General features: G+C 70.7%; 16 protein-coding genes. 12 read left to right on the top strand and 4 right to left on the bottom strand.

From position 1 onward, the window contains the following. Positions 1 to 3: 3 nt before the first annotated feature. Complete coding sequence (locus tag O7600_RS28225) at positions 4 to 291, bottom strand: DUF5984 family protein (protein WP_281591390.1); 288 nt, start codon at positions 289 to 291, stop codon at positions 4 to 6. A gap of 320 nt (positions 292 to 611) precedes the next feature. On the opposite strand from O7600_RS28225, the gene O7600_RS28230 reads away from it, so the two are divergent. From O7600_RS28230 to O7600_RS28285, 12 genes are all read left to right on the top strand, one after another. Further along, positions 612 to 1,940 (top strand): sugar ABC transporter substrate-binding protein, encoded by a 1,329-nt coding sequence (locus O7600_RS28230; protein ID WP_281591391.1) that lies wholly within the window; start codon positions 612 to 614, stop codon positions 1,938 to 1,940. Further along, positions 1,937 to 2,899 carry a sugar ABC transporter permease gene (locus O7600_RS28235; RefSeq protein WP_281591392.1) on the top strand — a complete coding sequence of 321 codons (963 nt, stop codon included), beginning with the start codon at positions 1,937 to 1,939 and terminating at the stop codon, positions 2,897 to 2,899. Before O7600_RS28230 ends, O7600_RS28235 begins: the two co-directional genes overlap by 4 nt. Then, positions 2,899 to 3,735, top strand: a complete 837-nt coding sequence (locus O7600_RS28240; RefSeq protein ID WP_281591393.1) for a carbohydrate ABC transporter permease — start codon at positions 2,899 to 2,901, stop codon at positions 3,733 to 3,735. Before O7600_RS28235 ends, O7600_RS28240 begins: the two co-directional genes overlap by 1 nt. A gap of 31 nt (positions 3,736 to 3,766) precedes the next feature. After that, entirely contained in the window at positions 3,767 to 4,894 is a 1,128-nt protein-coding gene (locus O7600_RS28245; RefSeq protein ID WP_174526161.1) for a glycoside hydrolase family 172 protein, read from the top strand. A 72-nt stretch (positions 4,895 to 4,966) separates the two neighbouring features. Then, complete coding sequence (locus O7600_RS28250; protein WP_281591394.1) at positions 4,967 to 6,001, top strand: LacI family DNA-binding transcriptional regulator; 1,035 nt, start codon at positions 4,967 to 4,969, stop codon at positions 5,999 to 6,001. A 140-nt stretch (positions 6,002 to 6,141) separates the two neighbouring features. Beyond that, a complete protein-coding gene (locus O7600_RS28255) occupies positions 6,142 to 7,221 on the top strand; it encodes a glycosyl hydrolase family 32 (RefSeq protein WP_281591395.1) in 1,080 nt (359 codons plus the stop codon). Between the two features lie 2 nt (positions 7,222 to 7,223). After that, the gene (locus O7600_RS28260; RefSeq protein ID WP_281591397.1) at positions 7,224 to 8,156 is read left to right on the top strand and encodes a carbohydrate kinase; all 933 of its coding nucleotides are present in this window, start codon (positions 7,224 to 7,226) and stop codon (positions 8,154 to 8,156) included. A 131-nt stretch (positions 8,157 to 8,287) separates the two neighbouring features. Continuing rightward, positions 8,288 to 8,821: a DUF6817 domain-containing protein gene (locus O7600_RS28265; protein ID WP_281591398.1), complete on the top strand. Its 534-nt coding sequence runs from the start codon at positions 8,288 to 8,290 to the stop codon at positions 8,819 to 8,821. A gap of 44 nt (positions 8,822 to 8,865) precedes the next feature. After that, positions 8,866 to 9,342: a pantetheine-phosphate adenylyltransferase gene (gene coaD, locus O7600_RS28270; RefSeq protein WP_281591399.1), complete on the top strand. Its 477-nt coding sequence runs from the start codon at positions 8,866 to 8,868 to the stop codon at positions 9,340 to 9,342. Next, the gene (locus O7600_RS28275) at positions 9,290 to 9,943 is read left to right on the top strand and encodes a hypothetical protein (RefSeq protein WP_281591400.1); all 654 of its coding nucleotides are present in this window, start codon (positions 9,290 to 9,292) and stop codon (positions 9,941 to 9,943) included. Before coaD ends, O7600_RS28275 begins: the two co-directional genes overlap by 53 nt. Positions 9,944 to 9,950: 7 nt before the next feature. Then, positions 9,951 to 11,198, top strand: coding sequence for a DUF6357 family protein (locus O7600_RS28280; RefSeq protein ID WP_281591401.1), 1,248 nt, complete (start codon positions 9,951 to 9,953; stop codon positions 11,196 to 11,198). Positions 11,199 to 11,295: 97 nt separating this feature from the next. Beyond that, positions 11,296 to 12,105 (top strand): SAM-dependent methyltransferase, encoded by an 810-nt coding sequence (locus tag O7600_RS28285; protein ID WP_281591402.1) that lies wholly within the window; start codon positions 11,296 to 11,298, stop codon positions 12,103 to 12,105. A 118-nt stretch (positions 12,106 to 12,223) separates the two neighbouring features. On the opposite strand, the gene O7600_RS28290 is transcribed toward O7600_RS28285, so the two are convergent. The 3 genes from O7600_RS28290 to O7600_RS28300 form a co-directional block, all read right to left on the bottom strand. Continuing rightward, entirely contained in the window at positions 12,224 to 12,784 is a 561-nt protein-coding gene (locus O7600_RS28290; RefSeq protein ID WP_157779099.1) for a peptidoglycan-binding domain-containing protein, read from the bottom strand. A 255-nt stretch (positions 12,785 to 13,039) separates the two neighbouring features. Beyond that, complete coding sequence (locus tag O7600_RS28295; protein WP_281591403.1) at positions 13,040 to 13,681, bottom strand: GyrI-like domain-containing protein; 642 nt, start codon at positions 13,679 to 13,681, stop codon at positions 13,040 to 13,042. Further along, positions 13,662 to 14,198 (bottom strand): PadR family transcriptional regulator, encoded by a 537-nt coding sequence (locus O7600_RS28300; RefSeq protein WP_281591404.1) that lies wholly within the window; start codon positions 14,196 to 14,198, stop codon positions 13,662 to 13,664. The genes O7600_RS28295 and O7600_RS28300 overlap by 20 nt, the downstream gene beginning before the upstream one ends. Positions 14,199 to 14,254 lie beyond the last annotated feature (56 nt).

Below are 14,254 nucleotides of genomic sequence, written 5' to 3' on the forward strand. Positions count from 1 at the left end.
ACATCAACACACCACTATTGACCCCCAGGTCGATAGCCGGAGCTCGGGCGGATTGCGCAGGTAACCGAGATCCAGGTAGCGCTCGCCGTGCCAGATCGTGGCCGTGACGGCGGGATGGTCGGGCCGGTCCGCATCGCCGCCGGCGTTCGGTTGCTCCTCAGGTTCGGGCTCGAAGCCGAACGGGTCGCACGTCCACTGGGCGGGGCGGGACTCGACGAAGGGCACCAGATCGTCGGGCACCGGCTCCCGTACCTCGGGGGTGAGGGCGATGACGTCTTCCCAGCGCCCCACGGCGACACCTCGCTCAAAGGGCACAGCTCGAATCGGAACCTGATCACCGAAGCAGTATCCGCGGCCGTCTCGATGGACTGCTGACGGCGGCGCGCGGGTCGATCGGTTGTCCTGCCCGCTGGGTCGATGCGCCTGGGTCGGACCCGGGGCGGTCGGCTCCACCGCCGTCACAGATTCGACACTTGACTGCTACGAAACACGCTCCTAGATTGTGCCAAAAGCTTTTGCCAAAAGGTTTTGGCACCTACGGTGATCGATTCCCCCACGCGCTCCGGCGCGCGCCCCCACGCGCCCGGCGATCCCTGAACGGAGCACAGATCATGGCCCTCGACGGCATCCCGACGACAACCGGCGGCTGGCCCCGCCGCGGTTTCCTCGGTCTCGGCATCGGCGCCGGCGCGGCGGCGCTGCTCGGCACCGCCGCGTGTGGCGCCGGTGGTGGCAGCACCGGCGACTCCGGTGGCGACAAGACCCTCACCGTGGCCTGTGAGGGCGGCGGCAAGATCGAGCTCCAGCCGGTGGCGGACAAGTTCACGAAGGACACCGGCGCCACCGTCAACCTGGTCGAGCTGCCCTACGAGGGCCTGTTCAACCGGCTCACCAGCGAGCTGTCCAGCGGCAAGCCGTCCTTCGACGTCTGCGCCGTCGACGCGGTCTGGATTCCGCTGTTCGCCGCCAAGCTCGACAAACTGGACGACCTCTTCACCGCCGACGTGAAGAACGACCTCTTCCCCGCCCTGGTCCAGGAAGCCCAGTCCGACGGCCGGTTCATCGGCATGCCGGTCTGGACCAACAGCGAGATCCTCTTCTACCGCAAGGACCTGTTCGAGAACGCACAGGAGAAGGCCGCCTTCCAGCGGAAGTACGGTTACCCGCTCGCCCCGCCCACCACGTGGCAGCAGTTCACCGACATCGCCACCTTCTTCACCCGGCCCGAGCAGAAGCTCTACGGCACCGACGTCAAGGGCGCGGTGGAGACCGAGTGGCTGGCCCACGTCCTGCAGGCCGGTTCTCCCGGCGTGGTTCTCGACGACAGCGGCAACGTCATCGTCGACAACGCACAGCACCTCGCCGCGCTGACCTTCTACGCCGACCTGAACAACAAGCACAAGGTCGCCCCGGCGGGCGCGGCGCAGACCGACTGGAACGCCGCGCAGAACCTGTTCAACCAGGGCCAGACCGCGATGACCCGGTTCTGGGCGCACGCGTACCGGCAGATCCCGGCCGACGCGAAGGTCGCCGGCAAGGTCGGCGCGGCCCCCATGATCGGCGGCACCGCCGGCGTGGCCGGCATCCCCGGCCCCTGGTACCTCTCGATCCCGCAGGGCGGCGGCAAGGCCGACCTGGCCAAGCAGTTCATCAAGGCGGCGTACGACAACAACGCGCTGAGCATCGAGACCAGCCTCGGTCTGGCCGCCCGCAAGTCTGCCTACCAGTCGTTCGCCGAGAAGCCCGGCTTCGAGTCGTTCGGACCGCTGCTGGCCACCCTGAACGCCAGTGCCACCAGGCCGCGTCCGGCCAGCCCGCACTGGCAGCGGATCGTCGACGGCGTCCTGGTGCCGACCATCCAGAAGGCGCTCACCCCGGGCGCCGACTACGCCGCCCTGCTCAAGGCCGCCCGTACCCAGATCGAGGGCATCGTCAAGTGAGCCCGACAGCGCAGGCAGCACCGCCGCGGACCGCACCGTCCCCACCGCCCGGGGCCGGCCGGCGCCGTACCCGCCGAGGGCTGTCGGACGCCGGGTATGCCGCCCTGCTCACCGCGCCGGCCGCGGTGGTGCTGCTCGCGCTGGTCGGCTGGCCGCTGGTCAAGCTGGCCGTGGACAGCCTCTACTCCGGCTCCGGGCTGGGCGACGGGCGCAGCTTCGCCGGGCTCGACAACTACCTCACGGCGCTGACCGACCCGGGCATCCGGGCGGCGGCCGGGCGCACCCTGGCGTACACGGTCATCGTCGTGACGGCCGAGCTGCTGCTCGGCCTCGCCGTGGCGCTGCTGTTCCACCGGCTCGGGCCGAAGGCCCGGATCCTGCAGACGCTCTTCCTCTATCCGCTGATGATCGCGCCCGTGGTCGCCGGCCTGCTCTGGCGGTTCCTGATGATCGACAACGTCGGCATCGTCAACGAGCTGCTCACCCGGGTCGGCGTCCTGGACGGACCGGGGGACATCTCCTGGCTCAGCGACCCGGACCTGGTGCTCTTCTCCGTGGCCCTGCCCGACATCTGGCTCACCACCTCGTTCATGACCCTGGTGCTCTACGCCGGCCTGCAGGCCATCCCGCCGGACCTCTACGAGGCGGCCCGCATCGACGGCGCGCGTGGACTGCGGCTGCTGGTCAGCGTGACCCTGCCGCTGCTGCGACCGGTGATCGCGGTGGCGCTGATCATCCGGGGAGTGGACGCCGCCCGGGCGTTCGACGTGATCCTCATCCAGACCGACGGTGGCCCACAGTCGGCCTCGGAGACGTTGAGCCTGACCATCTACAAGACGATGGTCGGCTACAACGACCCCGGCACGGCCGCCGCCACCAGCACACTGTTCATGATCGTGATGATGGTGGTCGCGATGGTCGCGGTGCTGACCATCTGGCGACCGGGCAAGGAGTCCTGATGTCGCACCTGCTCGCCGGCAGAATCCGGACCGGGCTGCTCTGGGCCGCCGCCGTCGCCGTCGTGGTGATCTACGGCTTCCCCTTCGTCTACCTGGTGCTCACCTCGTTCAAGCCGGCCGTCGACGCGATCGCGGTGCCGCCGACCGTGCTGCCGCAGCGGTTCAGCCTGGACAACTACGTCACCGCGCTGAACCGCCCCGGGGTGACCGCCTCGTTCGTCAACAGCGTCAGCACCGCGGCGATCGCCACGCTGCTGTCGATGGCGTTGGCCGTCCCGGCCGCCTGGGGCATCACCCGCTACCGGACCCGCGCCGGCCGGGTGCTGATGGCGGGCTCGCTGCTGGTCCGGATGGCGCCCGCGGTGGCGATCGGCATCCCGCTGGTCACCATCCTCGGCGCGGTCGGGCTCACCGACACCCCCACCGGTCTCGCGCTGGCCCAGACCACGGTGGCGCTGCCGCTGTCGATCTGGCTGCTGGCCAGCTTCTTCGAGGGCGTACCGCGGGAGATCGAGGAGGCGGCGCTGGTGGACGGCTGCGGCCGGTTCACCGCGCTGCTGCGGGTGATCCTGCCGGTGGTCTCCGGCGGCGTCGCGGTCACCGCCATCTTCGCCTTCCTCGCCTCCTGGAACGAGTTCCTCTTCGCCCTGCTGCTCACCTCGATCCGGGCGCAGACCACCCCGATCGCCATCGCCAACTTCCAGAGCCAGTTCGGCCTCGACTGGGGCCCGATGACGGCGCTGGCCACCCTCTACTCCCTGCCCGCGGTCGTCCTGACGCTGCTGCTGCAACGCCGGATCGTCGCGGGACTCAGCCTCGGCGCCGTCAAGGGCTGACGCACCACCTCACCCCTGGAAAGGAACCACCATGTCGTTCTGGCGACCCACCAGCCCGCTCGCGGGCCTCACCCGGGTCAAGGCCGGCCGCTCCAAGCGCGAGTCGAGCTGGGACCGCACCGGAGGCAACCGTGACTTCGCGGTCGTGCCGCCGGGCGAGACCCACGTGCTGGCCGACATCACCGGCACCGGGGTCATCGAGCACATCTGGTTGACCACCCGCTGCTACTCGGAGAAGTACCTGCGCAAGCTGGTCATCGAGATGTACTGGGACGGCGAGGAGAACCCGAGCGTGCGCTCGCCGCTGGGCGACTTCTTCGGTGTCGGGCACGCCACCTGCACGCACTACGTGTCGCTGCCGCTGAGCATGGTGTTCGGTCCGCGACGCGGCCCGAAGGGCCCGTTCGCCGCCGCGATGAACTCCTACTTCCCGATGCCGTTCGGCAGCAGCGCGAAGATCGTCATCCGCAACGAGTCGGACAAGCCGATCGAGAACCTGTTCTACTACGTCGACTACGACCTGACCGACGAGGCGAAGCCGGACGACGTGGCGTACTTCCACGCGTACTACCGGCAGGAGAAGCCGTGCACGCCGGTGCCGAACGGCCTCGCCCCCGGCGAGGTGCCGGCGCCCTGGGACCTGCCCGGGGTCAACCTCACCGGCGAGGACAACTACGTCATCCTCGACACCGACGGTGGTGCCGGGCACTACGTGGGCTGCGTGCTCAGCATCGACAACCACAACGCGTCCAACCAGCCGTACACCTGGCCCGGCGAGGGCGACGACATGATCTTCATCGACGGTGAGCAGTGGCCGCCGTCGCTGCACGGCACCGGCACGGAGGACTACTTCAACGCCGCGTGGGGCTTCCCGAGCGGGGCGTATGCCGGGCCGTACCACGGCATCAGCCTGGCCAGCAGCCCGCAGGAGCACTTCGGGCTGTGGAGCATGTACCGGTTCCACATCGAGGATCCGGTGCGCTTCTCAAAGTCGATCAAGGTGACCATCGAGCACGGGCACGCCAACGACCAGGGCAACGACTTCTCGTCGGTGGCGTACTGGTACCAGCACCACCCGCACAAGCCGCTGCCCGAGCTGCCGCCGGTCGAGGAGCGTCTGCCGCGCCGCTGGCCCGAGCACGGCCTGTGGGACGAGTGACCCGTCCGATACCGTGGGCCGGCCGTCGAATCCGGACGGTCCGACCCCCGCGACCAGTGCGATGGTGAGCTGATGGGATCCAAGGTGAGCATCCGGGACGTCGCCGCCGCGGCGGGGGTCTCGGTGACCACGGTGTCCCACGTGCTGAACAACAAGTCCGGCACCCGGGTCAGCCCGGAGACCCGCGAACGCGTCGAGTCGGCGGCACGCCAGCTCGGCTACGCGGCGAATGGGCTGGCCCGGGGGCTGCGGCTGCAGCGCTCACACACCCTGGGCCTGCTCAGCGACGTCATCGCCACCACCCCGCACGCCGGTCGGATCATCCTCGGCGCGCAGGAGACCGCGTCGGCACGGGGCTTCGTGCTCATGCTGCTCACCACCGGGGGTGACCCCGAGGTGGAGCGGCGCGAGATCCAGGCCCTGGCCCAGCACCGGGTCGACGGGGTGCTCTACGCCACCATGTACCACCGGGAGGTCGCGCTCCCCGACGAGCTGCGCCCCATGCCGGTGGTGCTGCTCGACGCGTCCAGCGGCGATCCGACCGTGCCGTCGGTGGTTCCCGACGAGACCGGCGGCGGTCGGGTCGCCGTCCAGGAGCTGCTCGACGCCGGCCACCGCCGGATCGGTTTCGTGACCAACACCGACGACATCCCGGCCACCCGGGGTCGGCTGCGCGGCTACCAGGAGGCGCTGCGCGGGGCGGGCGTGCCGTTCCGGCCCGAGCTGGTGCTCGCCGAGGTCTCCGACACCCACGGGGGGCACCGGGCGGCCCGGGCGCTGCTGGACCGCCCCGACCGGCCCACCGCGCTGTTCTGCTTCAACGACCGGATGGCGATGGGCGCCTACCGGGCCGCGACCGAACTCGGCCTGCGGATCCCCGACGACCTGTCGGTGATCGGCTTCGACAACCAGGAACTCATCGCGGAGGGCCTGTTCCCCGGTCTGACCACTGTGGCGTTGCCGCACTACGAGATGGGCGCCTGGGCCGTGGAGACCATGGTCGAGATGCTCGACCAGCCCAAGGGGGCCCGACGGCGCACCGCCCGGCGAGTCGTCATGCCCTGCCCGCTGGTCCGGCGCCGATCGGTCGCCACCGCTGCGCACTGATCGTCCCTGCCGGACCCCACCCCCGTATCCCCGCCGCGCCGACCCCCCGCCGCGCGGCGGACTACCGCACCGCCGCCGCGACCGACGTGGCGGCGACGCACCGCCGCCGGACGAACGGCGGCCGAGCCAAAGGACCCACCGTGCTGCGACTTCCCGACGCCTGGATCTGGGACTTCTGGTTCGCCCGTGAGGGCGACACCCACCACCTCTACTTCCTGCGTGCGTCCCGGGCCCTGGGTGATCCGGACCGGCGGCACTTCCGCGCCAGCGTGGGCCACGCGGTCTCCACCGACCTGCGGGACTGGACCCAGCTCGCCGACGCCCTGGTCCCCGCCGACCGGCCCGCCTTCGACGACGTGGCCACGTGGACCGGCTCCGTGCTGCCCGGCCCGGACGGCCGCTGGCACATGTTCTACACCGGCGCCGGCAGCACGGAACGGGCGCTGGTCCAGCGGATCGGCCTCGCCACCTCGGCCGACCTGGTCACCTGGGAACGGCACCCGAGCTCCCCGGTGCTCACCTCCGCCGGCCGCTGGTACGAGCGCTTCGGCGACTCCACCTGGCCGGACGAGGCGTGGCGGGACCCGTGGGTGTTCGCCGACCCGGACGGCGACGGCTGGCACATGCTGATCACCGCGCGGTCCAACGAGGGCCCGGTCGACGACCGGGGCGTGATCGCCCACGCCCGTTCCCACGACCTGGTGCACTGGGAGGCGCAGCCACCGGTCACCGCACCGGGCAGCGGCTTCGGCCACCTGGAGGTGCCGCAGGTGGAGATCGTCGACGGCCAGCCGATCCTGATCTTCTCCTGCCTGCGCGACCACCTCGCCGAGCGGTGCCGCGACGCCCGCGCCTGCGGGGTGTGGGCGGTGCCCGGCGACTCGCTGCTCGGCCCGTTCGATGCCGGCAGGGCACAGCGGTTGACCGACGACAGCCTCTACAGCGGACGGCTCGTCCGCGACGCCGACGGGGCCTGGCAGTTGCTGGCCTTCCTCAACCACGACGAGGACGGTCGTTTCGTCGGTGAGTTGAGCGACCCGATCCCGGTCCGGGTGCGCGCCGACGGCACCGTGCTGCTCGGTGACGCCGAGCCCGGCACGCCGTACTCGGTGCACGGGCGCCGGCACGTCGCGCCCGACCCGGCCCAGGCGGGCCCGACGGCACCCACCCAGGAGCAGGCCGACGAGGTGGCCACCGACGCCGTGACGGCGAGGGCCTGAGCGTGCTCACCGTACTCGGCGAGGCGGTGATCGACCTCGCGCCCGCGGACGGCGGCGACCTGCTCGCCGCCCATCCCGGCGGCAGCCCGCTGAACGTCGCGGTGGGACTGGCCCGGCTGGGCCGCCCCACCGCGATGCTGGCCCGGTTCTCCCGCACCGCCTTCGGCCGCCGCCTGCGCGCCCACGCCGAGAGCAACGGGGTGGACGTGACCGCGGCGGTGGCCGACGACCGGCCAGCCACCCTGGCCGTCGTGTCGCTGAACCCGGCCGGGGCGGCCAGCTACGACTTCTACCTGGAGGGCACCGCCGACTGGCACTGGACCGCCGAGGAACTGGCCGTCCTCCCCGCCGGCACCCGGGTGCTGCACACCGGTTCGCTCGCCGCCCTGCTCCCGCCGGGCGCGGACCGGGTGGCCGAGCTGACGGCCCGGGAGCACGCCACCGGCCGAGTGCTGATCAGCCTCGACCCGAATGTGCGCCCGGCGACGCTGACCGACCCGGACGGTGCGCGGCATCGCCTGCTCGCCCTGGCCCGGCACACGCACCTGGTCAAGGCCAGCGACGAGGACCTGGCGTGGCTCTTCCCGGGCGCGTCGATGGAGACCGCCGCGGGCCGGTTGCGCGACCTGGGAGTACGGCTGGTGGTGGTCACCCGGGGCGCGAACGGCGCGTACGCGCTCACGGGCGGGCTGCGCCTGCACCACCCGGCCCGTTTGGTGCCCGTGGTAGACACCGTCGGCGCGGGCGACGCGTTCACCGCCGGGCTGCTCGACGCCCTGGTCGAGGCCGACGCCGCCGACCCGTCGGCGGTCGGTGAGCTGACCGAGGGGAGACTGCGGCAGGTGCTCGACCGGGCCTCGCGGGTCGCGGCGGTCACCTGCACGCGCGCCGGCGCCGACCCACCCCACCGTGCCGAGCTGACCGCCCTCGGCTGACGGTGCGAGCGGACGGAGGCGCGGTACGAGAACTCCGCAGCCCGCACGCACATCGTGGTCGTCCAGGCGCTGTGACGTATCGCCCACGCTCCGGGCCGGTGCGTCCGACGGCCGGTGCCTACAGTCGAGCCATGAGCACCGACACGGACGTGCGGGGCTGGCTCCGCCGGCGCGGCGCCGACCGGATCGCGCATCCCGGGGGCACCCTCTACGCCCACCTGTGCCGGGTCGGCGAACGACTCGCCGTGCTCGGTTGCGGCAGTGAGGTCCAGACCGCGGGCCTCACCCACGCCGCCTACGGCACCGACGGGTTCGACCTCGCCCTGCTCGATCGGGCCGACCGCGCGGTGTTGCGGGACCTGGTCGGCGCCGGCGCCGAGGAACTCGTCCACCTGTACGGCGCCTGTGACCGCAGCCGCAGCTGGCGGACGTTGGCCGAGACCGGCCAGGTGGTCGACCGCTTCACCGGGCAGGTGCGGACGCCGGATCCGGATCGGCTCCGGGCGCTCGTGGACCTGAGCGTCGTCAACGAACTGGACGTGATCGAGCAGGATCCGGGGATCGCCGAGCGGCACGGCGCCTACTTCCGCGACCTGTTCGCCTCCTGGGCTCCGCTCGCCTCGGCGCGGGTCCTTGACGACGCGCGGCGGGTGCTGGGGTCGTGACGGCCGAACCGCGTCCGGCGGCACCCGGCGTCGGTCGCGCACGCGTGCGTGCTGTCTACCCGGGCAGCTTCGATCCCGTCACCCCCGGGCATCTGGACGTGGTGCGCCGGGCACGTGACCTCTTCGACGAGCTGGTGGTGCTCGTCGCGGTCAACAGCGCCAAGCATCCGGGCCGGAGCGAGGAGGAACGCGCGGCCGCCGTCCGGGCCGCCCTGCCGGCCGGTTGGACCTCGGTCACGGTGGCGGCCTGGAGCGGGTTGACCGCCACCTACTGCCGGCGCCACGAGGTAGGGGTGATCGTTCGCGGCCTGCGCAACACCAGCGACCTCCAGGCCGAGTACCGGCTCGCCGCGATGAACCAGTCGCTCGGCGTCGCCACGGTGTTCCTGCCCGCGCGGCCCGAACTGGTCTCGGTCTCGTCGACAGCACTACGCTCGCGGAGCCCGGACACGCGAACGAAGGACGCATATGGCCCGCCCCTACAGTCCCGGACCGAAGCAGTTCGTCTTCGCCGCCGGTGACGGCGCCAGTCAACAGGTCTCGGTGGGCGACGCTCAGGAGGCCTACGAGGCGTTCGCCGCGTTCGTCCGGGAACGAGAGTCGGACACCTACACCATCACTGACGAACCGGCGAGGCAGAGTCTGATCCTCATGCCCGGGCAGGGGGTGATCTCCCGGATCGAGGATGGGCACCCACCTCGGTCGGAACACCTCCGGGAGGACAGGGGCAACCGCTACCTTTCGGGCGCGATGCTGTTCTTCGAGAACGGATACGCCGGCCTCGACTACTTCGGCCAGTGGCTCTCCGACCTCTCCGACCTCGACGCGTCGCCGGAGGCCCGCGGCGCCGCCCGCGCTGCCACGATCACGACCCAAGCAGCAGCGATGGACGAGGTCTTCCGGATCTGGGCGGACTCGGGCTACGTCGACCCGACCGACCAGTTCTACATCTTCTTCGACTCGCACGGTCTCGACGAAGACCGCGCCGAACGGGCCGAACTGCTCCAGCTGATCGAGTTCCTCGGCCTCGAACGGGTCGACGCCCCGGCCGGGGCCACCGACGGCGAGGTCTGGGTACGCGCCGAACCACGCCTCGACGCCGGATGCGCCCGGTGGGCGTGAACGGATCATGAAGGACATCGTCTTCACGCGCGGCAGCGGCTGGATCCCGAAGGTGATCCACGAGGACGGCCGGCTGAAGCTGATGCTCGCCGCCGGGGCCGACGCCAACCATGAACCTCGCGAGTTCACCTTCCCGATCTCCGAGGCCCACCTTGCGGTGATCCGCGAGGACCTGGCCCGGCACCTGCTGCTGTGGAGTGCGGTCCTTCCGCTCTGCGACGCCGCCGGGACCCGGGGCCGGCTCGACGAGGACGCCGCCGTCGCCCTGTTGGATCCGGTCCTGCTCGCCCCGCCGGCGGACGTCGACGCGCTGTTCCGGCGTATCCCGTGGGACCGGAGTCGGCCGGTGGCCCATGGCGCCGACATCGCTCTGCTGGAGCGCGGTCAGGTCTGCCAGGCGATGCGCGCGGCGACCGAGGGATCGAACGAGAGACGTGCCCAGGAATATCACGCGAACCGCCGTCGCGCCGCGCGCGGCACGGTCCTCGGGCCGCTCGACGCGGCGATCCTGAGATACACGGGCCAGTACCTGCACGGCGCGACGGTCCCACGGCGAACACCCGATGCCGTCGACCCCGCACTGCTGCCCCAGGTCATGCGTGTGATCGCCACGGCGGAGCAGGCGTGCGCCGGGATGCGGATCGGCCTCGATCCGAGGCGGGGACACCGGGCCACGGACAAGCGCGACTGGGATCGGATGGCGACCACGGTCGACGCGGCCGTGCGCCGGGCGCATCCCGAAATCGTCGACGACGCGGTGCGTACGGTGAGCTTTCTGATGTGCTCGGAGGCCGCGGACCGCTCCAGGAGCACCCCGGCGGACGACCGCGAGGACCACGTCGACTTCGGTGACGGCGCCAAGGCGGCGTTGACGTTCACCGACGACAAGGGCGGCGAGCGGACGTGGCGACGGGACGGCCCGCGCACCGCCTCCGGCGAGTTCTGGGAGTTCGTCGCCGACCGCTCCGCCGGGGACAACGAGGTGTTCACCATCGAGGACGAGGAGATGGGTGAGGGGATCCAGCTGCACTTCTACGCGGACTCCGTCGCCCGGATCACGACCGTGCGACCCGGAGAGGCAGGGTCGGATCCGCAATACCGGGTCGAGTACAGCCTGGTCGACGGGATCGGTGGATACCGGAACATGGTGAGCGCCTTCGTCCGCGGCGGCTGCGCCGCGCTCGACCGGCACGGGCCCTGGATGTCGGACGTCGCCGAGTTCGAGCGTGCCCGTCGTCGGCGCGACGCCCGGTAGCCCCGGAGACCGGCCGTCGCCACCGGCACACCCCATCGCCCGCCGATGGGGTATTAGGCTACGGCCCTGACGCCGCGAGCCATTGGGGGAGAACGACATGTCGCAGGGGCGAGGCGACCAGCCCGTCGAGGAGTTGGCTTCCAAGCTGGACACGACGGTGCCCCACTCGGCGCGGGTGTGGAACTACTGGCTCGGCGGCAAGGACAACTTCGCTCCGGACCGGGCCGTCGGCGACCAGGTCCGGGCGGTCTTCCCCGAGATCGTGGAGGCGGCGCAATACTCGCGGGCGTTCCTGCGCCGGGCGGTGACATACCTCGCCGCCGAGGCGGGGGTCCGTCAGTTCCTCGACGTCGGCACCGGTCTGCCCACGGCCGACAACACCCACCAGGTCGCCCAGGGAATCACGCCGCGGGCGCGCATCGTGTACGTCGACAACGACCCGATGGTCCTCACCCATGCCCGGGTGTTGCTGACCAGCAGCCAGCAAGGCGCCACGCGATACGTCGACGCCGACCTGCGCGACCCGGAGAAGATCGTCCAGGGCGCCTCCGAGACGCTGGACTTCAGCGAGCCCATCGCGTTGATGATGCTCGGTGTCATGGGCCACGTGCGGGAACCGGCCGAGGCGCGGGCCATCGTCGACGCCCTGGTCTCCACCCTGCCGTCCGGCAGCTTCCTGACGATGTCCGACGGCACGGCCACCAGCGAGCGGGTGATCGAGTCGCACCGGCAGTACAACGAGAGCGGCGCCGTGCCGTACCACCTGCGTGAGGTGGCCGACTTCGCGGCGTTCTTCGACGGCCTCGACCTCGTCGAGCCGGGTGTCGTTCCGCTCGGCCGGTGGCGTCCGGAGAGCGAGCCTACCGCTGTCGTGGACGGCTACTGCGGGGTCGCCCGCAAGCCGTGACCGCAGAGGACTGCTTCACGCCGCCGCGACAGTCATATCCGGCGTCCGGTGGGAAAACCGGTCCGCGTTGATGTGGTGCCTGGGGTGTGGGACACCCACACCCCAGGCACCACGATGATCAGAATCCGCCGCAGTACCGGGAGGCGGCGAAGTACGCGGCTCCCGCCCAGTTGTACGGGTCGACGCGGAACGAGTAGTAGCTCTCGCCCGCCTTCGCTCGGTTGAACACCGCCTTGCCGCCGTTCTTGCCGGTGTAGGTGACCACGTCCGCTTCCGGATACGAGGAATCGGTGAGGCTCAGCCGGTTGTCTGCCGTCTTCCAGGTGTTGAGTCCGACCACGCCGTCGGCGGAGAGGCCATAGCGAGACTGGAACTGCTTCGTGGCCGTCTCGGTGCCCGGCCCGAACTGGCAGTCGATGCCGCTCTTGCTGATGAGTCCCTCGGCGTACAGAATCCACTGCCACAGCGCGGTCGCATTGGTGTAGGCGTAGCTCCCACCGCGCTTGAGCGTGCCTTCGTCCCCGAAGTCGTCGGTGACGGTGCTCGCTCCCGAGATGTAGCCGTAGGAGACGGAGGCATGGGCCGCTGGGGTGTGGATCAAGCCACTGGCCAAGACCGCGGTGACAGCGGCTGCCAGCAGCCGAATACTCCTCGGACGAATGGCGGTAAGAACGCTCACGTAAACATCCCCTCGTGACGTATAGCGTGTGGCGGAGGTTATCGCATCCGTCTAAGGCGTGGGGGGCAGCTTTTTCGCCACAGCATAAATACCACTGATATGTCCTATTGGCATGAGTTGATGTTGCTAGTTCATGGCGGAGGTCGGCAAGCGACGACCAGGGTCCTCCTCTCGTCGGGGACGGGCGCCAGGGGCGTCACACCGATTCGCCAACCGGCCCGGGCAACGGTCGAGCGGATTACTCACCTCCGACGGTCAGCTCGCCGGGGCGGGGGCGACCGGCTGCCGGAGGATGGTGCGCTGTGTGGCGGGTGCGACCCTGCGGAAGTCGCTGAGATAGATCTCGTGGTGCTTCCCGGTCATGCGGAGCCGGTTGCCGGGGACGTACTCGTGGTGCAGCCGGTCGAGCACCTCGGCCTCGTCGTCGAAGGACCCGACGTGCAGCGTCTGCACGCACCGCCCCTCGGACAGCGCTTCGAGGCGGACGTCGTCGAGGCGGGCCGGTCGGTTCTTGGCGCCGGCCTGCTCGACGGCGTCGGTGACCATCTGTGGCGCGATCCAGTCGGGGACCATCAGCATCAGCGTCCAGTTCCACTGTGACTTCTGCCGTGCGGTGGTGAACGACGTCATGTCCTCGGCCCACCACAGGCCCTCCAGGGGCGGGACGACGTAGTCACGCCCGAGGGCGCGCCTGCTGGCGAACTTCAGTTTGTACGCCGTCGGGTAGAGCGCCTCGATCGCCTCGGTGAAGGCGGGCGACGTGTTGGGGTCGCCGTGGCCGTCGATCATGAGGTAGCGCATGTCGGGCACCTCGACCAGCCGGAACCGGCCCTGCTGTGCGCGGTAGGCGTCGAGCGTCTTCTTGAAGTCGATCTTCTCAGTGGTCGGGTTCGTCATGGGGCACCTGGACTCGGTGGGCGAGCCACTGCCTCTCTGCCTGCATCAGGCTCAGGGAGTAGGAGAAGACCTCGCGGGCCGCGTGCGGGAGGGAGCCTTGCGCGTGCTGCGCCGCCCGGACCGCGGCGATCCGGTCGTCGAGCTGCGTCAGCCGGGTGCGCAGCGCCTGCTCGTACTGCTGCGGGGTGAGCAGGGCCAGGTTGGCGACGCCGACCAGCAGGGGCTGCGGGTGCGGGCGTGCCTCGGCGATGACCGCCAGCGTGTTCTGCGCGGCGACCTGGCGGCCCTCGTCGGTGGGGTGGAAGACGCGGCGGGACCTGGCGGCGGCCGGTGCCTCCGGGACGTGGAGCAGGCCGCGCTGTTCCAGCTTGGCGAGCAGGTAGTAGATCGAGGAGAACCCGATGTCGGTCCACTGCCGGATGCCCCGCTGCTCGATGACCCGCTCCAGGTCGTAGCCGTGCTGCGGCCGTTCGACCACCAGGCCCAGGACGGTCAGCTCGGCGGGAGTCAGCTCCACCCCAATACTCTAGCACTGGAATAGTGGCTCGCGTGGCCCTCCTGGGCAGGCGAGGG

The organism is Micromonospora sp. WMMA1998 (assembly GCF_027497375.1).
GTDB lineage: Bacteria > Actinomycetota > Actinomycetes > Mycobacteriales > Micromonosporaceae > Micromonospora > Micromonospora sediminicola.